Here is a 25802-nt window from a genome sequence, read left to right on the forward strand (position 1 = left end):
GTCAAGCGGGATCCGCTAGGGGACGATCGCCCCTTCCATTATATAATCATCCGATCACAATAAATCCACCCTGCCTAGCCCCCCGCCGGAGGGGGGGACAAGATTTCGCTCAAAGTGGGTCTTCTTAAGGGGGATTTAGGGGGATCGAGATATGTGCAAATTCACATTAAATTGGTATTACTACCAACATTTTTTTTCGGGTTGGTAGCAAGAACTTCAGTCCTCATATCTTTGAATGGGGAATGAGTGCTTTCAATGCCTAACAGCTTACTGCCAAACAAACACTTTCGCTTCGTATTCCGGCAAGTCAATCATAATATTATGATCGCCAGATTCAATATCATAATTCCCCGTCCATTCGTGCCAAGTTCCGTTGGCAGGGAAGTGGGGAACGCTGTAACCTGCCAGATAATTTTCCGACATATTCGCCACTACTACAACTCTCGAACCTTCATCGTTCCAGCGAGTGTAAGCAAAAACTTTCGAGTCGGGGTCTTCGTGGAAAAATTCAATGTTTTCTGTGTAAAGTGCTTGGTTATTTTTACGCAGGTGAATCAAGCCTTTATAGTATTCCCACAAACCTTTATTCAGGTCATTTCCTAGCAGCGTCCAGTCAATTTTAGATTGCTCAATTGTTTTGCCTTTGTATTCACCAAATTCTTCGCCCATCCAAATCAGCGGCACGCCAACTGCTGTCATTAACAGCACGGTTCCCAACTTCGCCCGCTTGAATGCTGCTTCATCCAAAATGCCGCGATCGCCCAATTCGGCAAAAACGCGATCGTGATCGTGATTACTCAAATAATTGACTACATTCGTAGCACCCAAGTAACCTTGCCGCTTGCAGTCGATTACCTCTTTGAGCCGTTCTAAATCAAAATTGTCCCCGCACAGTTGTGGAATTATGGAGTGATAGAAACTGTCGTGCCAGCAGCCGTCCATCGGCCCGTCTAGATTCGTGATGCTGGGCTCGTCGGGAATGTATTCGGCAACGGTATAAAACGGTTTGGGGCCGGCGGCATTTTTGGCTTCTTGAACTACCCAGTGCATAAAATCGTAGTTAGCAATTTGTCGAGCCGCGTCGAAACGAATGCCGTCGAGATGATATTCTTGAATCCAGAAGCGGACTGTATCGCCAGCAAATCTGCGCGCCGGGAAAGTGCCTAAATTTTCGTCGTAGAATTCGTAGTTAAATTCTGGGCCCCAATTGTTGTCGGGATCGCGGGGTTCGTGGTGGTACCAATAATCGTGATCGATTTGAGTGAGGGGGCTCGATGATTCCGAGTGGTTGTAAATCCCGTCCATGATGATGCGAATACCGCGCCCGTGACACTCGTCTATCAGGTTTTTGAGTTCTTCTGTGGTTCCGTAGCTGGACTCGGCAGCGAAGAAGTAGCGGGGGTTGTAGCCCCAACTGTAGTCGCCTGGGTATTCTTTGAGGGGCATGAGTTCGATCGCGTTGATGCCGAGTTCGACTAGGTAATCGAGTTTTTCGACGACGTGCTTGTACTTGCCGCGGGCGAGGGGATCGGCTTCGCCACCGGAAAAGTCAGCAACGTGCATTTCATAAATCACTAATTCCCGATCGGCGGGTAGCGGTTTGTCGTCGTGTTTCCAAACATAGGTATCGACAATGCGATCGCCATCTTTGATCCGAACAAGGCCGTTTTGAGTAGGATCGTCGATATCAGTCGCGTAGGGATCGACTATATCTACCCACTGATCCGCTTCCAGAAACCAGCTTTTCGACTGAACGCGAAATTTGTATTGATAAACGCCATCATCCAACTCAACTCGCGTGCGGAAATAACCCTCTTCGTCCTTTTCCATCGGAATCTCTTCCCAATTAGAAAAAGAGCCAATCAAGGCAGCTCCTTTGTTATAGGGAGCAAATAACTTGAATTCAATTGGGGCGGCCATAATACCTCTTTCTAAAATATTTCAGTAGCAGTTGATACTTTTAATTTCGCAACTTTAAGCGAACTCAGCATCGCTCTGCGGATATAATTTCTTTAAGGCTTAAGTATTCCTAAAAGTATGTTATTCTTCCCTCTGCCTGCGCCTTTTCTGAATTGATCTCGCGCAATATTGGCAGTGCGAGCGAAATTTATCTAACTGGGGATCGCTCAAAAATAAGTATTAGTAATATGATAGTTTTTTATCATCTATCTCAAGATAGATTTACTGATCAAAATATAAAATAAAATATCTGTACAGGGATAGATGCGGATTTAAAGTTTTGCTTTTTTTAATAATAAACAATTAGTCAGTCGGTGTGCAGTGCACACCCTAAATCAGTGGTCGTAAGGTGCGCCTAGCGCACCCTACTTTTAACTTGATTTTGCCTGATGATAAGGCTTCATCCAACCAAGCCAGAACGCAGGGCGAGAACGGCAGCCTGAGTGCGGTCATCAGCACACAACTTGTTCAAAATATTGCGGACGTGAGTCTTGACTGTACCGACAGTAATGTAGAGCTTTTCGGCGATTGCAGCATTGCTGTAACCCTGCACGATCAGTTCCAAAACCTCTAATTCCCGTTCCGTTAAAGGGTAAGTCTCAATGATGTGACTAAACTCAGGTTCAGCAGCCTTAATTGTGACTCTTTTGCCCTCAGCCTTCGGTTCTTCCGGTGCAGGTTCCTGAGTGCGAGCTTGTTTCAGGACGATACGGGCGATCGCCGGATCGATCCAAGAGTTACCTTCGTGAGTTACTTTTACTACATCTAATAACTGATCGAAGCTAATATCTTTCATGCAGTAAGAATCAGCTCCGGCGGCAAAAGCTGCCAGAACTTCTTCTTCATTGTCCTGAAAAGTCAGAATCAAAATTTTTGTATCGGGATCGGACTCCGCTACCGATTTTTTGAACTTTTGTGTAAGTTCAATGCCATCAAAATCCGGCAACCCAATATCTACAATTGCCACGTCAGGTTTTGAAGACTGAAGCAGTTTCAATCCCTCTGTAGCGTTAGCTGCATCGCCGACAACTTCTATAGTGTCACGCTGTTGTAAAGCTGTGCGAATGCCGACTCTTGTCAGGTCATGGTCTTCTACCAAAGCAACGCGAATTTTACTCATCTTTCTTCCAATAGCCCGCTAAACTTTTAAAATATCGTCAACTGACTCAGCTAAACTGAGTAAATTTGAGAATGTGTCCTGATTTATGGTTTTACAGGCTGCACATCATTTTTAAGCATACTCATGCAGCCGCCAAGAATGCAAGTTAATTTTTAAGTTATTTTGCGGCGATGCCTGCACGAGCCTTCCTCGGGACAGGTAAGCTCTCAATGTGTCAACATTTTAACTGAATTATCTCAGTGTCCGCCCGTTGATAGAGGTAAAGATATCACTACCCAGATAAATTTAAAGTATAAAAAATTTTGATGCACTTGGCTCGTCAAAATCAATAAAGCTAGCAGCACGAGTCTTTAGCCGGTGTTAGGGCTCAAGTCCAATGCTTATTTATATAACCTGTTATGACTCAGTATGACGGCAATAAGTCTTTTGCGTTGGAGTTTTCCGACTCTGAAATCTTAGACAAAGTATCTGAAATAACATCCCCCCAACCGCAAGTTGGCGATTGCAAAACTCAGGAGAATCGCCTGTGGTCGGCAATTCCTCACATAGTTTGGAAAACAAATGCCGACGGCTGGGCGACTTATTTCTGTCAGCGCTGGGAGGAGTACACCGGCGTACCAGCAGCAGCAGCTTTGGGTTTCGGCTATCTGGCGCAGGTCCACCCAGAAGACCGTCCTCGTCTATTGGCGAGATCGCACACTTCTAAGTTCCCGCCGTCAAGTTACGAAATTATATTTCGTCTGCGGACGCGAGAGGGCATTTACCGCTGGAACCTGGCCACAGGAACGCCCGCTAATCTAGACAGTCAGGAAGTTTTGGAGTGGGCGGGAACCTACACCGAAATCGACGCCATCCAACAAACTCCAGCCGCACCCCAAGCAGAAGCAGAATTTTGGCCCGCTCAAGTGCCCTCGGAAAACAATTTTACAGCAAAAAATTGGTGTGAAGGCCGGACGGTATGGGACGCGGAACACGAGTTGCACGCGATCGATCGATTTACAAATCTGTTAAGCCAGCGCGCGGGTAGCTTGTGCCAGTTGTTGCAAGGCATTGCGGATGCGACTGTAGAGGCGATCGCAGGAGCGGAATTTTGCCTAGTTGCTCTCCTGGAGTACGATTGCAGCGGCCTGAAAGTCAGCGCTGTCGGGGGCACAGAAAACTTTGGTGAGGGCACAACCCCGCACGTGCAAAACAAGCTGCTGTGGAAAGCATTTGCGACGGGAGAGTCTGTACTGTTGCGGTCGGAGTCGAGCGACGGCTTGCTGCCGGCGGCGGCCTGTGCTGCGGCGATCGAGTCGGCGCCAAGCGGGCGTTTGGGTGTGTTGGCCATCGGCAACGGCAAAGACAGCAGGGCGATTGACAGGCATACTCAGCAACTGCTGGCGGTGATGGGAAAACAAGCTGCGATCGCGATTAACAACGCGCTGGCGATCGAAAAATTAAAAAAGCAGGAACAGCTTTTAGACTTGCAAAACGAGCTGCTAATTCGCCAGCAAGAAGAACTGGAAAAGCAGGGGCGACGCATTCAACAGCAAAAATTGCAACTGCTAGAAGCAGCGAAGTTAAAATCGCAATTTTTGGGCATTATGTCCCACGAATTGCGAACTCCCATGAATTCGATTATCGGCTTTTCCCAATTGCTGCTGCGCCAGCACAAACAACTGCTGACCCCCCAGCAAACAGAAATGGTGGGGCGCATTTTACATAACGGCAAAAATCTGCTACTGCTAATTAACGATATCCTCGACCTCTCCAAAATCGAGAGTGGCCGCACTGAATTAAAAATTGAAAAATTTCATTTAGGGCATTTAGTAATGGATGTCGCCCGGGAATTCGGAAATCAAGCCACCGATAAGAACGTGGCAATGGCAGTCAGCGTCTGTTTGCAGGAGCAGTTGATAGTTAATGACAAGTTGCGCCTGCGGCAAATTTTGGTGAATCTCGTTTCCAACGCGGTTAAATTCACGCATGAGGGGAGCATTTACATTGAGGTGCGGGAATTAAATTGCGATCGGTTAATTATCACCGTTCGGGATACAGGAATCGGCATCTGTGAAAAGTATCTTCCCCACATTTTCGACAAGTTTCACCAAGGCGACCAAACCACAACTCGCTACTATCCAGGCACCGGTTTAGGACTAGCTCTTTGTGCTTCTTTAGTCAAGATGATCGACGGTACAATTACTGCCGAAAGTCAACTCAAAAAAGGTTCGATATTTCGGATGGAATTCCCGCGAAAAGTTTACCCTAAAACACTCACTGGCTGACTGAAAACCTTTTTATATTTCTCAGAAGAGCCGATTTTAACTGCTCATACAAAAACTTTCGCCCCTCTCTAAGAGACGAAAGAATAAATATGAGTAAGAGCAAAAAAAGGTTTTACCTAGTAATTATAGCGGTAGGGTGCACCTCGGCGCACCCTACATATAGAGGTTTTGGGTAATTCCTTTATTCTTGAGTCTCTCTCTGCTAGGAGGAGAGTTTGTGTAGGATAGGTTGCAACACCAGACTCTTATCTACAGACTAGAAGTTTTCCCTACTTCCGCCTGAGTAGCAATTGGTTTAACATCGGTGTAGCCCATATTATTAGCTACGTCGCGCAGCACTGTAATTTGCTGTTCAAACTCAAGACCTTCAATTTGACCTAACACGCCATTGACAGCCTCAGTTGCCTCATATCCTTCGGGGATATCGACAATTGTTTCCCCCATACCAATAGCCCAAGCATACCAAACTACCAACTGATTGTTAGCAGTTAAAGCTCCGTAAGCGTGGGAATAGGGCGTGTCGTCGCGGTTAACAATACCGCGCATTATATTCAGTTGTTGGTCATGGGAAAGCTTGTAAAAATCATCCAGCAGCATGGGAGCTAATTCTGGCTCGGCGGCGGCGGGAGCGGCTGGTGTAATTGAATCTCCCATTTTTTCATAAACAAAGTAGAGCAGCGCCAGTTTTTCATCTGTACCCAACCCGTTGATTGTCTGAACGATGTTTTTAGTGTCGTTGGAGAGAGAGTGAGGATTGGTGGCGGCGGGTGAGTTCATAAACAAAATTCCTTAAAAATGCTTCCAGAATATACAAATATCAAGATTTGTAAGTACAAGTCACCATCCCCGAGAGGTAATACGATTTTAGATTTTAGATTTTAGTTTTTAGATTAAACAATGGGGAATGGCTTAGTATGTATGGGTTGGGAGCTTGCCTAAAGCTGCATTTTTTTCGGAAAGTGGTGTAATGTTAACAGACCACCCTAGAATAAATCATCCTTAAGATAGAAGCCAACGATACATCTGCGGGTAGATGAAAAAGCCGGGAACTAAAGTAATAATTGATACAGTGAATTGTTAAATAAAACTAGCAAGGAGTCGGCTATGTCTGAAATCAATACAGAAGTCAATAACATTGAAAACTTTGACGCTCAGCAGATCACTGAAAGCGCGGAAGCTGGAGAACAAAAGTTGCCGACCGTTAATGTATCAGCAGACTACGAAGCTTCAAAAGAATTCAGCGTTAGTGACATCGATCGCACGGGTGCCGGCGCTCAAGCTGCCGCCGCTGCAACTGCACCTAAATTTCCTATTCCCGCTGCTCAAGATAATATGGCAAAGCCGGCAGATACAAGCGGTAATCCCGCTGATTTTCGTTCGATGGCTCAGGACATTACGCCTGCAGGTACACCGGGCGAAGTTACCGACGATTTGATGCAGAAAGCGATCGATCTTGGTACTCCTGGCAGTTAATTTAGAAATTCTCGATCCTCGATGCAAAACCTCTGTATTGTAGGGTGCTGATTCCCCGCCTTACCCCTATAATTCCCGCGTCAAATCACGTTTTGCATAAGTTCTGAATTGTCAAGTGAGTGCACGATAAGCTGCCATACAGTAGGGACACAACAATGTTGTGTCCTTAAAGGCTGCAATAGGGTAGGAACACAACTTTGTTGTGTCCTTAAAGGTTTAATTTTAAGTCGATCGCCCGACAGATTTTGCCGACAGTGCGATCGCCCAAAATTTCAATTACTAAATCAACGCGATCGCCCTCCAGCATCGACTTAATAAATAACTCTGGATGCAGCGCTTTCCAGAAATATTCAACAAACCGATTAATTTCAGCTTCTGACATTCCCGGCTTCCCCGCCGCCATCATTTCCCGTTCCGCCTGATTGCGCCACACTTGAGAAAGGCGATAATCTTGGGGATACAAAACCATCAACCGATCTAATCGGTTCCACAGCGGCAAATAGTCGTGCAGCTTCGCATTCATATCGCGCGCAAACTGACAGTCGCTTTCTGTGGAAATCGGAAACGGTGCAGCCGCCAAAAACTCGTTTAATTTGGCATCAACCACCGGATTCACACCGACAAACCAACCTTCAAAAAGTACAATATCCGCACCGGAAATAATTTCGGGTTGACTTCTATCTCCTGCACCTCCATAGGCAGATTTGTCAAACCTGGGAATTTCTATATTTTTATTAATTAAATCCGGTTTGATGGCATCAGATTTGGGATTGTCAACTGCTGCTAAATTGTGAGTTAGAGAACCGCGCAACTTGTCTAAAACTGCTATTCCCAAGTCAATATCGTGAGTGCCGGGAGGGCCGCGCCAAATTAAACGCGGGTCTGCTTTTTGGAGTTGTTGGCGATCGGCATAAGTCTTGTATAGATCGTCTAAAGAAAGGCTGACAGTAGAATATCCCAATTTTCCCAGAATCAGCCTCAAAACTTGGCATAAAGTAGTTTTTCCCGTTCCTTGCACTCCTAAAATTCCTTGAATTAAAGGACGGTTTAAACTTTGTTTTGCAGCCGATAATTGCATGGCCAGCGGCAGCCACAGATTCCACAAAATTTCGAGGAAAACAGTTGACTTTACGGGGAAAGTATGCCGTTCGTCAAGAAGAGAAAAGAATAAATCGGTTTTGCAGCGGACAATATCGGCTACATTGTCGGGAGTAATGCCAAAAGCGCGCGTTAGGGAAGCCCTCGAAGAGGATCGCAAATCATCCGCAAGTTCCCAAAAAGCGAGGTGCTCGAAGTCGGGCGCGATCGGGCGATCGCCGGCTTGCCACCGATGTAAAATTTCAACAGGGGTTACAGTCGATCGATCCATATCCTAAAAACTCTCTATGCGGGGGCGGGTTTTGTACAAATATTATCTGCAATTGACAAATATTTGACCCCACCCAAAACGGAGACAAACCGCAACTCCTGTCGTGGAGAGCTCCCAAATTTAGACCCTAGTTCAAAATCCCCAATTCATCTGTGGAATACATCTCAAATCTAAACTCCTTCGACTGAGGGCTGACGCCGAAGTCTAAAATCTCAAATCGACTGACACTAAACTCGGCACTACAGATTCAATTTTTTTAAGCGTAGGTTTATATAAATACTATCTACAACCGACAAATATTTGAGCATTTTTCACGAGCCGAGTTTGAAAGCCTCCACAAATAAATTGTAAGTCAGACCAATTTTCAGAGCATTGAGCATCTCCACCCACAAAGAACGGGCGACAGACCGCGGGCCACCGTAAACCAGCCAGTTCACCAACTCGGTCAACAACACCAACAGCCCGGCTGCGATAATATCCCAATCCGCAGATTGTCCGGCGATCGTCGAAATAGCGGTTCCCAAAAAAGTGCCGAACAGCAGGCTAATTAGCAGGAGCGAAATCCGCCGCCAAGGATTGCTCAGCCAGCCTCGGAAGCGATCGCCCAGAACATCAATTAATCTGTTAATTCGGGTATTCTGCATAAAAGTTATACGATTTGAGATTTGAGATTTGAGATTTGAGATGCGGAATGACTGATGGATATTGGGGTTGGGAGTACGGGCCTATAGTGGTATTCTTTTTTTCAACTGGTATTAAAAGCTATACCGATGAGTCAACAAATGCCTCTCCCGACCAACTGCAAATTCTTACCGGAGTCAGTATGTCGCCATCTAAAATCTCAAATTTAACATCTAAGATGGTATTGAGCGATCGGCGAGTTATAGCCGAGAACGGTCAAGTAATTAAGTGTAACTGTATCTTGTGGCACAGCAGCCCCTGGTTTTACATTAAAAATAGTGAAGACTCATTGCGGGTGCAGTCTATCCTTTAAGCCTAAAATCTATGAATCTTAAAATTTACCAGATCGTAATTGGAGTGTCGATCGTCCTAATTACAGGAATGTTTCTAGGACGTTTTGAAATCACTATCTCCCACGGTTCCAATCAGTCCAGCGATTGGCCCTCACAAGCCACCGCACACCCCCCAATACCCCCCGTTTCCCCAGTCGCGACAGCTTCTGCAGACACCGCCAGCGAGCCCAAGCCCGACTCAACACCAACTCCCCCAGAGTCAGAGGAGGAATTGCTTTCCTCAATCCCTGCAAATACTAAAGCCGCCGGCAGTCTGCGCGTCAGCAACCGCAGCGAACACCCAGTGCGAGTGGCCCTGCTGTCGAAACGGCAAGCCAAGGAATCCTACGGCAAACCCGCGCACTGGGATTTTGCGCCCGGAGAAGGTGGCGACAAGGGACTGATGCTATCGCTGCCGGAGGGCAAGTTACAAGTCAAACGGGGAGACATTTTAGTGGTTTTTGCTCAGGATGGTTCTCGCCACTACTGGGGGCCTTACGTCGCCGGGGAGACAGCCTCGCCCGCTTGGAACAGCACAGCCCGAGAATGGCAATTAATTTTGCAGCCGTGAACGCTTAGCTGCAGGTGCCGAGATTTTGGTCAAGAAACCCGGTTGATACGGTTTTATTGAGAACGATGCCGCTATGTGAGTTAACCTCATATAGCGGCATCATTATAAAGAACAGGCTTTCCGGCCTGTTCCACAAAGAGTGAATTTTCTTGTGGGGTGGGTAGGAGAGCCCGCCCATGAAAGCCTTGTGGAGAAGGGTGCAACATCTCTGTTTAACCGGATTCGATCGAATTGGGAGTTTCGAGAATGCGAATCTTTCGGTAGACTCTCTATGCGAGCTAAAATTTTAAATCTAAAATCGCAGGAAGTTTGGGTGAAGGAAGTTATTAAAAATTTGTCAGAGTTTAGGAATCGCCCGTTAGCGAAGCCCTCGAAGAGGATCGCACCTTTGCTGCTGTCGCTGTTGTGGCTGTTCGCGATCGCCTGGGTAGGTTTCTTGTGGAATCTCGGCAACATCGGTTTAGTTGACGAAACCGAACCGTTGTTTGCCGAAGCCGCCCGTCAAATGACGGTGACAGGGGATTTCATCACTCCTTATTTCAACGGCGAAACCAGGTTTGACAAGCCGCCGCTGATTTACTGGCTGATGGCGGTGGCTTACCGCACTCTGGGCGTTAACGAATTGGCCGTGCGTCTTCCCTCGGCTTTGTGTGCGATCGGGCTGACTTGCCTCGGATTTTATACCCTACAAAAGTTCACTCACTCGCAGGAAGAACGAAGTTCGACAACGAGCACTGTACGGGATTTAACGGATGTCAGGAAGCAGGAAGAAGTTCGATGGAAGCCGGAAGAAGAAACAGACAATAACAACTCAACACTCAAAACTCGCCGTCTTCCGCTCTTTTTTTCTACTCCTTGGATTGGTGCGGCCCTAATAGCTTTAAATCCCCAAACTATTGCCTGGGGACGGACTGGGGTTTCAGATATGCTATTAGTCGCCTGTATGTGTTCGGCGCTGCTCGCATTTTTCCTCGGTTACACTCTAGAAGAACAGAGAGAACAAGCAGAATTTTCCACTGTTTCCGCTTCCCGATTTCCCAATAAGTGGTATCTGACTTTTTACGTACTAATTGCCTTAGCAATTCTGGCTAAGGGGCCTGTGGGAATTGTCGTTCCAGCGCTGATTGTTGGCAGCTTCGGGCTTTATTTGGGAAATTTTCGACAACTTTGGCGCGAAATGCGTCCGGTGTCGGGAATCTTGATTATTCTGGCGATCGCCCTGCCTTGGTACATTTTGGTTATTTTAGCCAACGGTCAAACTTATATTGACAGCTTTTTTGGCTATCACAATTTCCAGCGTTTTACTGGAGTAGTCAACAAGCACTCGGCGCCTTGGTATTTTTACTTTTTTGTAGTGCTAGTGGGTTTTGCACCTTGGTCGATTTATTTGCCTGTGGCGATCGCCCGCACCCGTTTTTGGCAGCGCAGTTATTGGCGTCGTCAACCGCGATCGGCTCAGTTGAGTTTATTTGCCCTATTTTGGTTCGGCTGCATTTTTGGCTTTTTCACGATCGCCGTGACCAAATTGCCCAGTTATGTATTGCCTTTAATCCCCGCCGCTGCGATTTTGGTAACGCTGCTGTGGAGCGATATTATTGCAGGCAATGAACCCGAAAACAGGCGCATAAATTTAGAAAAAAAACCTAATTCTTTACCGCGAGGGCTGTTAGTTACATACATTTTTAATGTCATATTTTTATTAATTGTAGCCGGAGCAACTTTCTACAGCTACAACTGGCTGGGAGATGACCCGGCAATGCCCAATTTTCCCCAAGCAATTCAGCAGTCGGGATTACTGATTGTCGGGGGTACGATTTGGATAATTACAGCAGTGGCGATCGCACTTTTACTGTGGAAGCGGCAACAGCGCTGGATTTTGGTTGCTAACCTCATCGGGTTAGTAGCATTTATCATCTTTGGTCTTACTCCCGCCTACAAAGTGGTTGATATCAACCGCCAGTTACCTCTGAGACAGCTAGCACAGGTTGCCGTTCAACAAAAACTGCCAGGGGAAGAGTTTATTATGGTTGGTTTCTGGAAACCAAGTCTGGTTTTTTATACCCAAGAGCCGGTGACTTACTACCGAGCTGTCACAAAGGCGATCGACTACATTAAGCAATCTAAAAACCCAACTTCTCCCTCTATTTTGTTGCTGGGATATCCAGAGAAATTTGTGCAATTAGGATTGCAGCCAAATCAATATCAATTGTTGGAAAGTCGGGGCGCTTACCAACTAGCTAGGGTTCCGAGACAAGCGTTTCGATAGTGCCTATAGTGTGACTCATACTTTTTAAACAAGGTAGAAAAATGATTACAACTAAGAATCTTCAACTACTTGCCGTCGAAAGGATTCACATAGAAGCTTTCTTACGAAGTAAAAGCGAGCTTGCAGCAATTTTAAATGTCATAGTGCCTGATAGCTGGCCTCTTTTCCCGGAAGCATTTTCCCTCCCTGCTGACGAATCTTCCGAGTCCAATCCGCCTCCAACTGACTGGCACAGCTACTTCTTTATTCATCCAAAAAATCAAGTGCTTGTCGGCAATGGAGGTTTCACAAGCTCACCTGATGAGTCGGGGACTATAGAGATAGGTTATGAAATTGCTTCCGAATATTGGAATCGCGGATTTGCAACTGAGGTGGCACAGGGAATGATCGATTATGCTTTCGCTCACGAGGAGGTGAAAGCAGTCATCGCTCACACTTTAGCTGAAAAAAATGCCTCGAATAGCGTGTTGCAAAAAGTGGGAATGAAGTTCATTGCAGAGGTGGACGATCCTGAAGAAGGCAAGATATGGCGATGGCAAATAAGCAGGGATGAATATCATCCGACTTAAACTGTAACGCCGTTTCGCTGTTTAAGCCACTGGTTTTGGCGGTAATTTGAAGGTTCTCGGTTGGAGCATTAAATCTGCCAGATTGAATAAAAGCTATAATCTAGTCACTACCTAAAACCCGAATATCGGAGCCTACAATGGTTTCAATTATCAACAAACCCTCCTCATTAATCCATGAAATTTGCATTGAAAAAGTCGATGGGTGGAAGTTGTTCAAATTTAGTGAATCGCTGCAACAGCGCAGGTCACAATTGTTAGAGAAGAAGAAGGCAGACCAACTAATGGCAGAAGAGGTAGCGGAACTCGACGCCATTGGGGAATTAGATCGCATCTTTACCCACATCAATGCCATGATGGTGGCTCAAGATGTCGATCGGTGATCCGACGAGACAGGCGGTTCGAGAAAGAGCGAGCTATTTATGTGAATACTGTCATAGAGTTGGGCTGTATTTGTTGCTAGGAATCCCGGAAAACAGCTAGATATGGAGCATAAGAAAATGCTCGATTACGTTTTTGTCCAGTGATTTCTTCCAGAAGACCTATATCACTAAGAGCCTTAATTAAGGCATTGGCGTTGGGATATGACAAACTCGTAATTGCTTCAGTATGTTCTACCGTAAAGATTGGTCTGAAATAAAGGCTCTCCAGCAATGCGATCGCATTACCCGATCTACGCCCCATTGCGTTAAGTACCAATTGGCGATGTTCTTCTTTTAAGTTGACTATTTTGCGGGCAGTAGCTGCTGCTTCCTGAGCCACTTCGTAAACACCACGCAGAAAAAATTTTAGCCAACTTTCCCAGTTGCCACTGTCTCTGACAGCCTGAAGACGATCGTAGTATTCAGAGCGATATTTCTTGAAATAGTGAGAGATGTAGAGTAGTGGGCGTTGTAGTATATTCTGTTCACACAACAGAAACGTAATTAATAATCGCCCTGTTCTTCCATTACCATCTAGAAAAGGGTGAATTGTTTCAAACTGAGCATGAGCCAATCCCACTTTAATCAACGTAGGTATAGGTTGTGGACTATATAAAAACTTCTCCAAATTATCTAGAGATTGGAGCATTTCATAGGGTGGAGGAGGAACATAAGTAGCATCCGCCAACGAACATCTTCCTGCACCAATCCAATTCTGGGTGTGACGAAACTCTCCTGGATCTCGCTCAGCACCTCTGACTCCTTGCATTAACTCTTTGTGAATTTCTCTAATTAATCGCAAAGATACAGGCAAACTTTTCAGCCGTTCAAGACCATAGTTAATAGCCGCGATATAGTTTACGACTTCAGCTACTTCTTGAGGATTTTCCGGTTCCAAAGCTTGAGATTCAAATTCTAGGACATCTATCAAAGATGCTTGTGTACCTTCAATTTGGCTCGATAGAACTGCTTCTTTCCGAACATACATAAACACAAAGAGATCGGGATTTGGTAGAGCATCGGTTGCTCCATCTAGCCGACCCAATGCACGATCTGCCTGAGACAGCAGATTCCACATTTCCTGATCCATAATAATTTCAGGTGTGGGTGGCAGCGGATTAGGTATAAAGGCTTTGTAGCCTGCAATCTGTTCCACATATTGACCTGCTCTAGTCCCAATGACCATTGTTATCGGTTCCGTTAATACTGAATACTCTTCAACCCTATATTATCAAAACTAACTTCTTTTCGTTAATAAGCACATTTTTGTCACCCCTCAAGAAAACTAGGCGCTACATCTAGGGGCTTAGAATGCAACCTAACACTACCGAGGTGCGATCGATACAATGATGCAATCCGGGCGATCGCTCTTTGGACTGGTGAGGAGAGCCGACCATACGTGCAATAATCAGCCATATTATGTGGTACGCGATCGCCTGAACCTATGGATGCGCTAATCGGCAAAACTTTACAGGGTGGAAAGTACACCCTCGAACAAGAATTGGGAAGAGGCGGCTTTGGAATAACTTTCAGGGCAAATCACCGCTATTTAGGACAGCCTGTAGTCATTAAAACCCTCAACGAATCTCTGCGGCAGCAACCCAATTTTGCTGAGTTCGATCGCAAGTTTCAAGACGAAGCGAGGCGGTTGGCTTCCTGCGTTCATCCGAATATTGTCCGCGTCAGCGATTTCTTTGTGGAAGACGGGCAGCCTTACATGGTGATGGACTACATTGCCGGTCAGAATTTGGGCGATGTAGTCGGTTCAAATCATCCGCTGCCAGAAAATCTTGCAATTCTCTACATCACTCAAATTGGCGCTGCTTTAAAAGTTGTTCATCAAAAGGGTTTGCTGCACCGAGATGTCAAGCCGCAAAACATTCTTTTGCGCCAAGGTACTCAGGAAGTCGTGCTGATTGATTTTGGCATAGCCCGCGAGTTTACTCCCGGTGCAACCCAAAGTCACACTAATATGGTGTCCGACGGCTACGCGCCGCCAGAACAGTATTTTGCCCAAGGGAAATATACGCCCGCCACAGATGTTTACGGTATGGCGGCGACGCTTTACACTTTACTGACAGCACAGGTGCCGGTGGCTGCAATTTTGCGTACCAGCCAACCGATGCCTTCGCCCCGCGACTTGCAGCCTCAGCTAAGTACGACAGTCAGCCAAGCGGTGATGCGGGGAATGACGGTAGAAGCTCAAAATCGCCCTGCTAGCGTGGATGAGTGGCTGTCGCTGCTGCAGGGGCAGCCTCCTGGTGCAGCGTCGCCGAGCACCGGGCCGACGGTGGCGGTGATTCCGGGACACGGGCCTCAGTCGCCTGCGGGTTCCAGAACAGCGCCTGCTGTGGTGTCTTCTGGAGACAGCAACCGCAAGGTTTGGTGGATTTTGGGGTTCGTGGCGATCGCACTTATTGTTGCAGGTTTTGTCGGTATTGCTAGGGTTCTCCTCAACCGGCCGTCTTCGGAACCCGCACCGGTGGCCCAGGACGATCGCACTTCGGCCCCTGCAGATCCAGACGCGCGCTCCAGCCCCGCACCAATTCCCGGGCCGACATCAACGCCAGCCCCGACTCGCAGAGAAACTCCACCACCGGCTGCTGAAACTCCAGCGCCCGCTGTTGAAACTCCAGCGCCCGCTGTTGAAACTCCAGCGCCTGCTGCTGAAACTCCAACACCAGCCCCAGCGCCAACACCAGCGCCTTCTCCGGAGGCTGTCGAACCCACACCAACGGAAAAACTTGTTGACAAAGAGTTGCCGCCAGATCGATCGCCCGCACCCAGCGAACAACCGGGAACCAGTTATCAGAAGACTCCCACAATCCCTGGGTATGCCGTTGGTACGGCGGAAAGTCAGATTTTATCCGAATTGGGAGAACCGACTGACTCTCAAGCGCGGGGCTATTGGCCGAATACTCGCACCGCACTTTACGAAATATTGCCCAATCGGATTACTCTCGGCTACATTTACGATCGCGATTCGGGCGAGCTAGTACAAACAGAGGGTTCTTTTGCCCAGTCGGTGGACGATTTGGTGGTGCGAACCGCCTTAAACGGGATGGTGGGCGGCGCCAGCCAGGAGATTTTGCAAGGCTTGGGCGACGTGCAGCAGCGCCGGAGCAATCGGTTTACGTTTAGGAAGGGTTCGCTCGAAGGGATGATCGAACGCAATGAGCGCGATCGGATTTACATCGGCGTCTGGGACGAAAATTTGCATTAAACTTGGCAGGGCTGACATTTTGCACCCTTGTCAATAAACCTGGGCGGGTTCTGGGGCCCACCCCACAGGAAAACTCAACTCTTGCGGAACAGGCCGGAAAGCCTGTTCAAGAAAATGGTGCAAGATGTAAATATTCCCGACTCAGCTTTGTGCCAAAATCCAAAATCCAAAATCTAAAATCGGTTGACTTGACGCAACACGAAATATTGTCTATCATAAAAGAACACACGAGGGGCTGTAATGGTTTCGACAGGGTGGCGAAAGCTGCTCCGTGATGCAGGTCGAGAGGGAGTCTACTCTCGTTAATATCGGCTCAAAAAAAATAGTAAATGCGAACAACATCGTTCCTTTCGCTCGCAAAGCCGTAGCTGTAGCCTAAAAACTTCTTGAGCTTGGTTTAGAGTGTATGCCACCTCACTCCGTTAACGGTAGCATAACAACCCCCAACGGATGCCCTAGCTAAACGTTTCTAGTCGGCTAGCTAGGAAAGCAATCACTAGAAAATCCCCCCATTTGGGATAAAGATGGTTCCCGCCCTGAGGATTAGAAGGGATAAACCTGTGAACGATCGGAAGGTAAATACCCGCTTTGGACGGCAGTTCGATTCTGCCCAGTTCCATAAAAAAGTGACGTAAAATCAATGGTTTAAGCCATTTGAAAGTTACTTTAAAGCATTAAAAGGGCCCAGAGTTAACTCTGGGCCCTTTTGTTTGGCATTCAATCTAAAACCTAAAACCTAAAATCTAAAATCTAAAATCGATCAGCTCGATCGGCTAAGTAAAAATACATAAATTACCCATCCATTAGCTACGCTGCAGGCTCATATAATTAGAACTTCACCCTGTCTGTGCGTTCTTGGAGCCTGTCGGGCGATATACTATTAGGCGGTAAAGCATTAAAAATCTTTACAAAGACCCCGATTTCTAAGCCTACTCCTACGAAGGACGGGTGAAAAATTATATGCTGATCGCTCAAAAGCTGGACAAATGAACCCAGGAATTGACTTACAAGGAAGTTTCGTAGAAGCCCTCATGAATTTGGGCTTACCGGCGGACATCGCCCAAGTGCTTTGGCTACCGCTGCCGATGTTGCTGATGATTGTCGCTGCCGTTTTCGGGGTACTCACTAGCGTCTGGCTGGAACGGAAAATTTCCGCCGCCGCTCAACAGCGGGTAGGCCCGGAATTTATCGGCCCTCTGGGAGTGCTAGCACCCGTTGCTGACGGTCTGAAGTTGGTATTCAAAGAAGACATTGTACCGGCAAAAGCTGACGCGCTGCTATTTACCCTAGGCCCGGTAATTGTGGTGATTCCAGTTTTTCTCTCCTACTTAATCGTGCCCTTCGGAGAGCATATGCTGATCGCCGATATGGGGACAGCGATATTTCTGTGGATTGCCCTGTCTAGCATTCAGCCGATCGGCTTGCTGATGTCCGGCTATGCTTCAAACAACAAATACGCCCTCCTCGGAGGACTCAGAGCCGCGGCTCAATCCCTCAGCTACGAAATTCCTCTAGCTTTGGCAGTATTGGCAGTCGTGATGATGTCCAATAGCCTCAGTACGATCGACATCGTACACCAGCAAGCCGGCTACGGCATTCTCGGCTGGAATATCTGGCGGCAACCCGCAGGTTTCCTGATTTTCTGGATTGCAGCACTAGCAGAATGCGAACGGTTGCCCTTTGACCTCCCGGAAGCAGAAGAAGAATTGGTAGCAGGATATCAGACTGAGTACACAGGCATGAAATTTGCTTTGTACTATATCGCTTCCTACGTTAACCTCGTCCTTTCTTGCCTGCTAGTAGCAGTTTTGTACCTCGGCGGCTGGGAATGCCCGATTCCTGTCGAAGTGCTGACAAATGCCCTGGGAGTGAGCGAGACGACTCCTTGGTTGCAGGTAATTACCGGCTTGCTGGGCATTACAATGACGATGCTGAAAGCCTACTTTTTCCTGTTTCTGGCAGTTCTGCTCCGCTGGACTCTGCCGCGAGTTCGGATCGACCAATTGCTAGATTTGGGATGGAAGTTTTTACTTCCCGTTGCTCTAGTTAATTTGCTATTGACCGCAGCTTTGAAACTTGCCTTTCCCTTTGCTTTTGGCGGTTAATTAATAATAGGTAAAGGGGAACAGCTAAACAAAAATAGCTGTTAACCAATTACCTATTATTAATTATCAATCACCAAAAACTCAAGTACAGAGAGAGAACACCATGCTAAAATTCCTCAATCAAGTAGGCGAATACGCCAAAGAGACTCTTCAAGCTGCTAAGTATATCGGTCAAGGGCTATCTGTTACATTTGACCACATGAGACGCCGGCCGATTACGGTGCAGTATCCTTACGAGAAACTAATTCCTTCCGAACGTTTCCGGGGCAGAATTCACTTTGAATTTGACAAGTGCATCTCCTGCGAAGTCTGCGTTCGGGTATGTCCGATCAATTTGCCTGTGGTGGATTGGGAATTTAACAAAGAAACTAAGAAGAAACAACTCAAGCACTACAGTATCGATTTCGGAGTGTGTATCTTCTGCGGCAACTGCGTAGAATATTGTCCGACTAATTGTTTGTCGATGACAGAAGAGTATGAGTTAGCCACCTACGAACGTCATGAATTGAATTTCGACAACGTGGCCCTCGGACGTTTACCCTACAAGGTTACAGACGATCCGATGGTGACACCGATGCGGGAATTCGCTTATTTGCCGAAAGGTGCGATCGACCCCCATGAAGTTTCCTACACCGATCGCCGCGCCGGTCTGCGTCCAGAGGAAATTATCGAAAAGTAAGTAATTAGTCATTAGTCAGCAGTCATTAGTCATTAGTGAAATAACCAATTATTAATGACTGCTAACTAATGAGTAAAAACGAACAATAGAAAACTAATAATTGAGGATAAAAAATTGTGAATCTAGCTGAAGGGGTTCAAATTGTTTCATTTGGCATACTGTCCGTAATGATGATTGCAGGAGCACTAGGAGTAGTGCTGTTCTCCAACATCGTTTACTCAGCATTTTTGCTGTGCGGCGTATTTACCAGCATTGCCGGCTTGTACCTGTTGCTGAATGCCGACTTTGTAGCAGCAGCGCAGGTATTGATTTATGTTGGCGCTGTTAACGTCTTGATTTTGTTTGCGATTATGTTGGTGAACAAGCGAGAAGATTTCCGCACTATTCCCAACGCTTGGGTGCGTCAAGTAGCAACAGCAGGAGTTTGCGTAGGCTTGTTTGCGCTTTTGGGTACGATGGTGGTGTCTACTCCTTGGACTATTGTGGCGACTACAGGAGCACCAGCCGAAAGTTCGATCGTAACGATAGCCAAACATTTCTTCACTGACTTTTTGCTACCTTTTGAGTTAGCATCAGTGTTTTTGTTGATGGCAATGGTAGGAGCAATTGTGCTAGCACGCCGCGATTTCTTGCCCGATGAATTGTCGTCGAACAAGCTATCTGAAACACCAGCTTTTAGTTTGCAAGAAAGACCTCGCGAATTAGTTTCTGCCGGAGATGTTTCTTCGCCCGAATCTAAGTAACAGTAGGGTGCGCGCGGCGCACCTATCTGTCTGTTTGGTAGTAATATTGATTGAGAGAAAATCGCCAACAAAATTTATGCAACTGCAACTCCAGTATTTTCTGTTATTAGCCGCCGCACTTTTCTGTATTGGTATTTACGGTTTGATTACTAGCCGAAATGCAGTGCGCGTGTTGATGTCGATCGAGTTGATGCTGAATGCTGTCAATCTCAATTTGATGGGTTTCTCCAATTATCTCGACCCCGTACAAATTAAGGGCCAAGTATTTACCGTGTTTGTAGTTACGGTAGCGGCGGCTGAGGCTGCCGTTGGTTTGGCAATTGTTTTGGCGATTTATCGCAACCGCAATACCGTAGACATGGAAGAATTTAATTTGCTGAAGTGGTAATCTTAAATCCGGTTAATTGCAAATTATATTTGTAAAACGCGGTACATTTTTAGGGACACGGCACTGCCGTGTCCCTACTTTTAATTACTGTCTTTCGTTCTAGTAATTTCTAGAGTAATTCTGCCACCGAAATCAGGGATGGGGGCAGCAGGTTTCGAGAGTTGTAGTTTAACTTTCTCGACTAACGGTAGTTGTAAAAGCGCTTGAGCAATAGTATCTGCTAGGCGTTCGATTAATAAAAACTTCGAGTCTTTGACTAGCTTTTGAATCAGAGTAATTGCGCTGCGGTAATCAAGAGTATGTTGAATATCATCACTTTTTCCAGCTTGCGATAAATCCAGCCAGAGAGTAACATCCACTTCAAACCACTGCCCCAAAACTTGCTCTTCCGGCAGATAGCCCGTATATCCGTAGCAGCGAATTCCTGTAAGTTGAATAGAATCCATTTTGCAATAAACTAAAAGTGCGTTGCCTATACCAATTTGTATTAAACCAGATAAAGTTATCTTTCTCTTCCCTCTCTTTCTTTTCTTTGCCCTCTTCCTCTTCCCTCTGCGGTTCAATCACTCTTATTCTCTCTTAAATTTCACAACTCTCCTCCTTTCTCCAACTTGTCCAGTAAATCCTCCGCAACTTCATACCATTTCCGCCTAATTTCAGCATCTTCTGGCTTTTCTGTCAAGGTACGACCTTGGAATTCGGGATATTTATTGTAATATAATTCATCAACTTTTTGATAGAAGAGATCTTGATTAATGTTGAGATTTTTGCGCCGTTTACCAATCTTTTCTTGACGAATTATTTCGGCTTCCTCTAAGGATGTATCGGGAGGTTGCTGGCGCGAAGAAAATTTAGGTAAATCCGGCAACTTTGGCAAGGTGAAACCCGATTTGACTACACTAAAAGCTAAAATTCCTGGCACCAAAATCACACTTAAACTCCCTAGGGTTTTCCAAGGAATTAACTTGAATGTGCTGTTGTTATTATTAACAATTGGAGGATTTTGGTGAACAGGAGTATGATTGCTGGTAGCAGCTTGAGTGTTGTTTTTGAAAGGGCGGCCGACAAAGTTCATTGTCACCATTTGGGAAATTATACTGCTAATTTGAGATAGTTTTGGATCTTTTAGTGCTTCGCGGACTGCTTTTGCAGATTGGTAGCGATCGCCCGGTTGTTCTGCTAACATCCGATCCAATACCGTGGCTAAATTTGAGCTGACACTGACGTGCGATCGCCAATCCCAAGTTTTGTTATTGATATCGTACAATTTTTGAGGCTTTTTGCCGCTTAACAGTACCAAAGCCGTGACGGCTAAAGCGTACAAATCGCTAGCAGCAGAAACTTTCCCCAGCCGCATTTGTTCGGCTGGCGAATAACCCTGTTTGCCGATCGCCGTATCCGATTGTCCGTTAAACTGAAGTACGGCATTTGCTGCGATTTGTTTAACAGAACCGAAATCAATTAAAAATGGTAGTTTGTCAGCATCATGCTGAATAATATTATCCGGGGAAATATCGCGGTGAATTAAATTTTTTGAGTGGATGTATTCTAAAACTGGTAAAAGCTGAAATAGCAGTTGAGTAACTTCGGCTTCGGTAAAGTTTTTACCTTGTTGCTGGCGCGATATCAATATTTCTTCGTAGGTTTGACCCTTGATATAATCTTGCACTAAAAATAAAGATGGATTCCCGCCCAAATCCGTTCGCAGGAGTTCTCGAAACCTTGGAATTTGCGGGTGTTGGAGGTGGTAAAGCATACTCGCTTCGCGATCGAACAATTCGGCCGCTTTCGGGCTGTGAACTACCGGAGAAAACTCTTTGAGCACGCAATGTTCGTTGTAGCGGTTGATATCTTCGGCGAGATAAGTGCGACCGAAGCCACCCCGGCCCAATTCGCGGAGGATGCGGTAGCGTTTTTCGAGAGTCGAACCAGGGGTAAGGAGGGAGGAGTTAGACATAAACCACGGCCAATTGTTCGATTGGGGGAGTCGCCGAGCACAGTATAGCTCATTGTAGCTAAGTTTGTTTGAATGTCAGGGCGATCGCTTTTTTTTGGGATGGATGAAGGAGAAGAGACACTTTGGTTAAGATTCAGTATTTACAGGCTTTTTTATTGTCGGGTTTGATCGGCTATCGAGGATTTACAAATCCCGATGAGTAAACCCCTTCGCATCCTTCCCTACATAACTCGCGGCAATATGGCCATCTCCAACAACTCGATACTTATAGGTAATCAAGCCCTCTAAACCAACAGGCCCGCGAGGTGGCATTTGCTGCGTGCTAATCCCCACTTCTGCACCGAAACCGTAGCGAAAACCGTCGGCAAATCTAGTCGAACAATTGTGATAAACTCCGGCCGCATCGACTCCATTTAAAAAAGTCTCGGCAGTTTCGCTATCTTCGGTGACAATGACATCTGTATGTCGGGAACCGTAAGTATTAATGTGATTAATTGCCTCTTCCACAGAATCTACTATTTTGATTGACAAAATTAAATCGCTGTATTCTGTAGACCAATCCGCTTCATTTGCTTCTGCAATATTTTCTAGGATTGCGCGAGTTTTTTCGTCTCCCCGTAGTTCGACTTTTTTCTGCTGCAAAGCTTCGGCAACTGCGGGCAGGAATTTGGGGGCGATCGCACTGTGAACTAACAAAGTTTCAATGGCATTGCAGGCGGCTGGATACTGGGTTTTTGCATCTACAGAAATCTCTACTGCTTTCTGAATATCCGCCGCTTTGTCTGCGTACAAGTGACAAATGCCGTCGGCGTGTCCCAACACGGGAATTCGGGTATTTTCCTGCACAAACCGCACGAAGGAATTAGAACCTCTGGGAATAATCAAATCTACATATTCATCCATTTTCAGCAGTTCGATTGTTTCTTCCCGCGTGGTGAGCAACTGCACGACTTCAGGATTAACCGCAGTTTCTGCTAATGCTTGATGTATCACTTTTGTCAATATTTCGCAGGAACGGACTGCTTCTTTGCCACCTTTGAGAATGACACCGTTTCCTGATTTGATTGCCAAGGATACTATCTGAATTAAAGCTTCTGGGCGCGCTTCAAAAATAATGCCTAAAACGCCCAAAGGACAGGTGATGCGCTTCAGAATTAATCCTGTATCCAATTCACGGTGAATTTGCACGGAACCTACGGGATCTGGGAGTTTCGCAACGTCGCGGACGCCCGCGATCGCACTTTTCAACTTGCTATCATCCAACTTGAGGCGATCGTACAGCGGTTTCGCAATTCCATCCGCCTGGGCCGCCTTGCAGTCAGCGGCATTCGCCGCCACAATATCCGGCGCAGCAGCTTCTAAAGCTTTAGCTATAGCCTCAATAGCGTGATTTTTGGCCTCAGCGGACAAAACTGCCAATTTTCTAGCAGATACGCGCGTTTTTTGGGCAATTTCAATAATAGACATGGCAGTAACTTTTAAATAGTTTTGATTGTTGGGTTTTGAATTTTGAGTTGTGAATTGAATCCGCACAAATAAATTTCTGGGTGGTTTTCAGTCTTAACAATTCTAGAGGAAATTCTATATTTTTGTTGAGACCCCTTACAGCAATCCGCATTAACAGGTTAAAACAGTGAAGTATAGATAAAATCTCACGGTCATTTCCATTTGTCAATAACCTTTGGAGAGTATTATGTCATCTCACGCCCCTTTACGCAAGGCAGGGCGAGCCGCCAAAGCCGGCGTTAAACTGATACAGAAAACTGGCGGAAATCTCGTTTTAGCTTCCGGCGTCACCATCAGCCTGCTGTTTGGTATGGTGTTAGCGCTATCTTTAGCCTCTGTTTTAATTCTCAACAGTCCCGATCCAGTCGCCGGATTGGCGATCGCGCTTCCGATAACTCTAATTTTTAACCTTGCTGCTTTTTTCCTATCGCCTTACTTGATGGACTTAACCCAAAATTGGCTCTACCATACTGGCTGGGTTTCCCTAGCAGAAATTGAAAGCCTAAGTCCCGAAACAGCGAAAGTTATTAAGAAGGTTTGCAAGCAGAAAAAACTCCAGCAGCCGCGTTTAGGAATTATCGACGACCAAAACCCTACAGCTTTTACTTACGGTTCCTTTCCAAACAGCGCTCGCTTAGTCGTCAGTCAAGGTCTTTTTACCTATTTAGACGACGAGGAAATTGCCACTGTTTACGCCCACGAACTGGGTCACATCGTCCACTGGGACTTTGCAGTAATGACTTTAGCTTCGACTTTGGTGCAGATTACTTATTTAATTTACACTACAGCTCAAAGGATGGGTCGGAGTGGTGGCGATAAAGCTAAAGATGCTGCCGGTACTGTAGCTGCTGTGGCTTATTTGTTTTACATCGCAGGCACTTATTTATTGCTGTATTTGTCGCGGACGCGAGAATATTTTGCCGACCATTTTGCGGCCGAAACAACCGGAAACCCCAATGCTTTGTCTCGCGCTTTGGTAAAAATTGCTTACGGTATTTTGGAAGAAGGACAAAGAGCCACCGAACCCAGCCGCTTATTAGAAGGAACTCGCGCTTTAGGCATTTACGATGCCAAAGCTGCCACATCTACCGGTACTGCTTACAGGATTACTTCCGAACCAGAAAAGATTGGGCGAGTGTTTCTGTGGGATATGTTTAATCCCTGGGGTTGGTGGATGGAGTTGAACTCTACTCACCCGCTGACTGGTAAACGAGTTCGCGCTTTGAGCACTTATGCCGAACAATTAGGCTTGGATATTGAGTTTGACATGGGCCGGATTGTCGGCGAAGGCAACGATTTGAGCAAGCGGAGATTGTACGGCAATTTTGTGTTCGATTTGCTGCTGTACAGTGCAGAAACTCTGGGCTTAGCTGTGGGTTTTGCGATCGGCATTTCCCTGTATGCTGTAAACCCGATGATGATGGTTGCTTGTCCTTTAATCGCTTTGGGTGCAGGAATTTTGCTCAAGACTTTGGTGATGTTCCCCAATTACGAAGAAGCAGAACACTTGGATGTTTTAACCTTAATGTCTGACCCTTACGCAAGTCCCTTGCGGGGTCAACCGACGCAACTGCAAGGCGAATTAATTGGTCGCGGCGATGCCGGTTATACCTTCGGCTCTGATTTGAAACTGCAAGACAGAACGGGAATGATTTATCTGCGCTATGCTTCTCGTTTTGGGCCAATTGGTAATTTTTTGTTTGGCATGAAACGGGTTGAAAGTTTGATTGGAATGGATGTTAGCGCTTTGGGTTGGTTCCGTCGGGGTGTGGCACCTTGGATGGATTTGATTCAGCTTGAAAGCGATAGCGGTACTACGGTTAAGAGTTATCACCGCTTCTGGTCTGTTGTGATGGGTATAGCGGCGATCGTTCTTGGTATTGCGGTGCTATTTGTTTCATTTCCCGCTTAAAAGTTGAAACGAATAAAGTCCTTACTACCAACAGGTTCATAGTAAAGACTTTATTCGCCTTAAGTCAGGGTTAAGGAGGAAAGCATTCGTGTCAACTTAAGCAATTGAGAGATTAACATCTTCCTGATTAGAATCCCTGAGTGTTAAACCAAGGGCTTAACTGATGACTGAGGATTGTTAGGTGGTTTAGCTGATTTGAATTCCGGTGTGGAGGACAATTGTTTCAAATCGATGAAGACAGAAAATTGGCTGGTATCCAACAA

The 25802-nt window shown here is 46.2% G+C and carries 22 protein-coding genes and 1 other RNA gene; 14 read left to right on the top strand and 9 right to left on the bottom strand.

Going from position 1 to position 25802, the window contains the following annotated elements; all coding sequences use genetic code 11:
- Positions 1-267 precede the first annotated feature (267 nt).
- Both QUA57_RS15565 and QUA57_RS15570 read right to left on the bottom strand, forming a co-directional pair.
- Positions 268-1920: an alpha-amylase family glycosyl hydrolase gene (locus QUA57_RS15565; RefSeq protein ID WP_333061859.1), complete on the bottom strand. Its 1653-nt coding sequence runs from the start codon at positions 1918-1920 to the stop codon at positions 268-270.
- Between the two features lie 439 nt (positions 1921-2359).
- A complete protein-coding gene (locus tag QUA57_RS15570; RefSeq protein WP_333057024.1) occupies positions 2360-3079 on the bottom strand; it encodes a response regulator transcription factor in 720 nt (239 codons plus the stop codon).
- Between the two features lie 398 nt (positions 3080-3477).
- Between QUA57_RS15570 and QUA57_RS15575 the strand changes: the two genes are divergently transcribed.
- A complete protein-coding gene (locus QUA57_RS15575) occupies positions 3478-5346 on the top strand; it encodes a PAS domain-containing sensor histidine kinase (RefSeq protein WP_333061861.1) in 1869 nt (622 codons plus the stop codon).
- Positions 5347-5595: 249 nt separating this feature from the next.
- Here the strand turns inward: QUA57_RS15575 and QUA57_RS15580 are convergent, their stop codons facing one another.
- Entirely contained in the window at positions 5596-6123 is a 528-nt protein-coding gene (locus QUA57_RS15580; protein ID WP_333042028.1) for an orange carotenoid protein N-terminal domain-containing protein, read from the bottom strand.
- Between the two features lie 327 nt (positions 6124-6450).
- Between QUA57_RS15580 and QUA57_RS15585 the strand changes: the two genes are divergently transcribed.
- Positions 6451-6819 carry a hypothetical protein gene (locus QUA57_RS15585; protein WP_333061862.1) on the top strand — a complete coding sequence of 123 codons (369 nt, stop codon included), beginning with the start codon at positions 6451-6453 and terminating at the stop codon, positions 6817-6819.
- Between the two features lie 208 nt (positions 6820-7027).
- On the opposite strand, the gene QUA57_RS15590 is transcribed toward QUA57_RS15585, so the two are convergent.
- Positions 7028-8188, bottom strand: a complete 1161-nt coding sequence (locus QUA57_RS15590; protein WP_333061863.1) for a glycerate kinase — start codon at positions 8186-8188, stop codon at positions 7028-7030.
- Between the two features lie 311 nt (positions 8189-8499).
- On the bottom strand, positions 8500-8832 hold the full coding sequence (locus QUA57_RS15595; RefSeq protein ID WP_333042031.1) for a DUF565 domain-containing protein: 333 nt from the start codon (positions 8830-8832) through the stop codon (positions 8500-8502).
- 47 nt (positions 8833-8879) lie between these two features.
- On the opposite strand from QUA57_RS15595, the gene QUA57_RS15600 reads away from it, so the two are divergent.
- From QUA57_RS15600 to QUA57_RS15620, 5 genes are all read left to right on the top strand, one after another.
- A complete protein-coding gene (locus tag QUA57_RS15600) occupies positions 8880-9182 on the top strand; it encodes a hypothetical protein (protein WP_333061864.1) in 303 nt (100 codons plus the stop codon).
- Between the two features lie 11 nt (positions 9183-9193).
- On the top strand, positions 9194-9772 hold the full coding sequence (locus QUA57_RS15605; RefSeq protein WP_333061866.1) for a hypothetical protein: 579 nt from the start codon (positions 9194-9196) through the stop codon (positions 9770-9772).
- 271 nt (positions 9773-10043) lie between these two features.
- Positions 10044-12038, top strand: a complete 1995-nt coding sequence (locus QUA57_RS15610) for a glycosyltransferase family 39 protein (protein WP_333061928.1) — start codon at positions 10044-10046, stop codon at positions 12036-12038.
- Between the two features lie 41 nt (positions 12039-12079).
- Entirely contained in the window at positions 12080-12607 is a 528-nt protein-coding gene (locus tag QUA57_RS15615) for a GNAT family N-acetyltransferase (RefSeq protein ID WP_333061867.1), read from the top strand.
- A gap of 137 nt (positions 12608-12744) precedes the next feature.
- Entirely contained in the window at positions 12745-12987 is a 243-nt protein-coding gene (locus QUA57_RS15620) for a hypothetical protein (RefSeq protein ID WP_333061868.1), read from the top strand.
- A gap of 76 nt (positions 12988-13063) precedes the next feature.
- On the opposite strand, the gene QUA57_RS15625 is transcribed toward QUA57_RS15620, so the two are convergent.
- Positions 13064-14212 (bottom strand): Fic family protein, encoded by a 1149-nt coding sequence (locus tag QUA57_RS15625; protein WP_333061869.1) that lies wholly within the window; start codon positions 14210-14212, stop codon positions 13064-13066.
- Between the two features lie 258 nt (positions 14213-14470).
- Between QUA57_RS15625 and QUA57_RS15630 the strand changes: the two genes are divergently transcribed.
- From QUA57_RS15630 to nuoK, 6 genes are all read left to right on the top strand, one after another.
- Positions 14471-16249: a protein kinase domain-containing protein gene (locus QUA57_RS15630; RefSeq protein WP_333061872.1), complete on the top strand. Its 1779-nt coding sequence runs from the start codon at positions 14471-14473 to the stop codon at positions 16247-16249.
- Between the two features lie 231 nt (positions 16250-16480).
- Positions 16481-16871: a transfer-messenger RNA gene (gene ssrA, locus QUA57_RS15635) on the top strand.
- A 364-nt stretch (positions 16872-17235) separates the two neighbouring features.
- Positions 17236-18354, top strand: a complete 1119-nt coding sequence (gene nuoH, locus QUA57_RS15640; RefSeq protein ID WP_333061874.1) for an NADH-quinone oxidoreductase subunit NuoH — start codon at positions 17236-17238, stop codon at positions 18352-18354.
- 103 nt (positions 18355-18457) lie between these two features.
- Positions 18458-19033 carry an NAD(P)H-quinone oxidoreductase subunit I gene (gene ndhI, locus QUA57_RS15645; RefSeq protein ID WP_333042046.1) on the top strand — a complete coding sequence of 192 codons (576 nt, stop codon included), beginning with the start codon at positions 18458-18460 and terminating at the stop codon, positions 19031-19033.
- A gap of 116 nt (positions 19034-19149) precedes the next feature.
- Entirely contained in the window at positions 19150-19776 is a 627-nt protein-coding gene (locus QUA57_RS15650; protein WP_333061875.1) for an NADH-quinone oxidoreductase subunit J, read from the top strand.
- An 82-nt stretch (positions 19777-19858) separates the two neighbouring features.
- Positions 19859-20164 (top strand): NADH-quinone oxidoreductase subunit NuoK, encoded by a 306-nt coding sequence (gene nuoK, locus QUA57_RS15655; protein WP_228042566.1) that lies wholly within the window; start codon positions 19859-19861, stop codon positions 20162-20164.
- Between the two features lie 80 nt (positions 20165-20244).
- On the opposite strand, the gene folB is transcribed toward nuoK, so the two are convergent.
- From folB to QUA57_RS15670, 3 genes are all read right to left on the bottom strand, one after another.
- Positions 20245-20610, bottom strand: coding sequence for a dihydroneopterin aldolase (gene folB / locus QUA57_RS15660; protein WP_333061877.1), 366 nt, complete (start codon positions 20608-20610; stop codon positions 20245-20247).
- A gap of 140 nt (positions 20611-20750) precedes the next feature.
- Positions 20751-22121 (bottom strand): serine/threonine-protein kinase, encoded by a 1371-nt coding sequence (locus QUA57_RS15665; RefSeq protein ID WP_333061879.1) that lies wholly within the window; start codon positions 22119-22121, stop codon positions 20751-20753.
- A gap of 183 nt (positions 22122-22304) precedes the next feature.
- On the bottom strand, positions 22305-23588 hold the full coding sequence (locus QUA57_RS15670; protein ID WP_333061880.1) for a glutamate-5-semialdehyde dehydrogenase: 1284 nt from the start codon (positions 23586-23588) through the stop codon (positions 22305-22307).
- Between the two features lie 226 nt (positions 23589-23814).
- Between QUA57_RS15670 and QUA57_RS15675 the strand changes: the two genes are divergently transcribed.
- Positions 23815-25539, top strand: a complete 1725-nt coding sequence (locus QUA57_RS15675) for a zinc metalloprotease HtpX (RefSeq protein ID WP_333061882.1) — start codon at positions 23815-23817, stop codon at positions 25537-25539.
- Positions 25540-25802 lie beyond the last annotated feature (263 nt).

Origin of the sequence: Microcoleus sp. Pol7_B2, assembly GCF_036701035.1 — a bacterium.
Classification (GTDB): domain Bacteria; phylum Cyanobacteriota; class Cyanobacteriia; order Cyanobacteriales; family Microcoleaceae; genus Microcoleus.

Excerpts from the sequence above, each read along its gene's own strand:
- QUA57_RS15585 (WP_333061862.1), top strand. The coding sequence starts at position 6,451 with ATGTCTGAAATCAATACAGAAGTCAATAACATTGAAAACTTTGACGCT.
- ndhI (WP_333042046.1), top strand. The coding sequence starts at position 18,458 with ATGCTAAAATTCCTCAATCAAGTAGGCGAATACGCCAAAGAGACTCTT.
- QUA57_RS15605 (WP_333061866.1), top strand. The coding sequence starts at position 9,194 with ATGAATCTTAAAATTTACCAGATCGTAATTGGAGTGTCGATCGTCCTA.
- QUA57_RS15600 (WP_333061864.1), top strand. The coding sequence starts at position 8,880 with ATGACTGATGGATATTGGGGTTGGGAGTACGGGCCTATAGTGGTATTC.
- QUA57_RS15630 (WP_333061872.1), top strand. The coding sequence starts at position 14,471 with ATGGATGCGCTAATCGGCAAAACTTTACAGGGTGGAAAGTACACCCTC.
- QUA57_RS15565 (WP_333061859.1), bottom strand. The coding sequence starts at position 1,920 with ATGGCCGCCCCAATTGAATTCAAGTTATTTGCTCCCTATAACAAAGGA.
- QUA57_RS15580 (WP_333042028.1), bottom strand. The coding sequence starts at position 6,123 with ATGAACTCACCCGCCGCCACCAATCCTCACTCTCTCTCCAACGACACT.
- QUA57_RS15570 (WP_333057024.1), bottom strand. The coding sequence starts at position 3,079 with ATGAGTAAAATTCGCGTTGCTTTGGTAGAAGACCATGACCTGACAAGA.
- QUA57_RS15620 (WP_333061868.1), top strand. The coding sequence starts at position 12,745 with ATGGTTTCAATTATCAACAAACCCTCCTCATTAATCCATGAAATTTGC.
- QUA57_RS15595 (WP_333042031.1), bottom strand. The coding sequence starts at position 8,832 with ATGCAGAATACCCGAATTAACAGATTAATTGATGTTCTGGGCGATCGC.
- QUA57_RS15665 (WP_333061879.1), bottom strand. The coding sequence starts at position 22,121 with ATGTCTAACTCCTCCCTCCTTACCCCTGGTTCGACTCTCGAAAAACGC.
- QUA57_RS15590 (WP_333061863.1), bottom strand. The coding sequence starts at position 8,188 with ATGGATCGATCGACTGTAACCCCTGTTGAAATTTTACATCGGTGGCAA.
- QUA57_RS15670 (WP_333061880.1), bottom strand. The coding sequence starts at position 23,588 with ATGTCTATTATTGAAATTGCCCAAAAAACGCGCGTATCTGCTAGAAAA.
- nuoH (WP_333061874.1), top strand. The coding sequence starts at position 17,236 with ATGAACCCAGGAATTGACTTACAAGGAAGTTTCGTAGAAGCCCTCATG.
- QUA57_RS15675 (WP_333061882.1), top strand. The coding sequence starts at position 23,815 with ATGTCATCTCACGCCCCTTTACGCAAGGCAGGGCGAGCCGCCAAAGCC.
- QUA57_RS15615 (WP_333061867.1), top strand. The coding sequence starts at position 12,080 with ATGATTACAACTAAGAATCTTCAACTACTTGCCGTCGAAAGGATTCAC.
- QUA57_RS15625 (WP_333061869.1), bottom strand. The coding sequence starts at position 14,212 with ATGGTCATTGGGACTAGAGCAGGTCAATATGTGGAACAGATTGCAGGC.
- QUA57_RS15610 (WP_333061928.1), top strand. The coding sequence starts at position 10,044 with ATGCGAGCTAAAATTTTAAATCTAAAATCGCAGGAAGTTTGGGTGAAG.
- folB (WP_333061877.1), bottom strand. The coding sequence starts at position 20,610 with ATGGATTCTATTCAACTTACAGGAATTCGCTGCTACGGATATACGGGC.
- QUA57_RS15575 (WP_333061861.1), top strand. The coding sequence starts at position 3,478 with ATGACTCAGTATGACGGCAATAAGTCTTTTGCGTTGGAGTTTTCCGAC.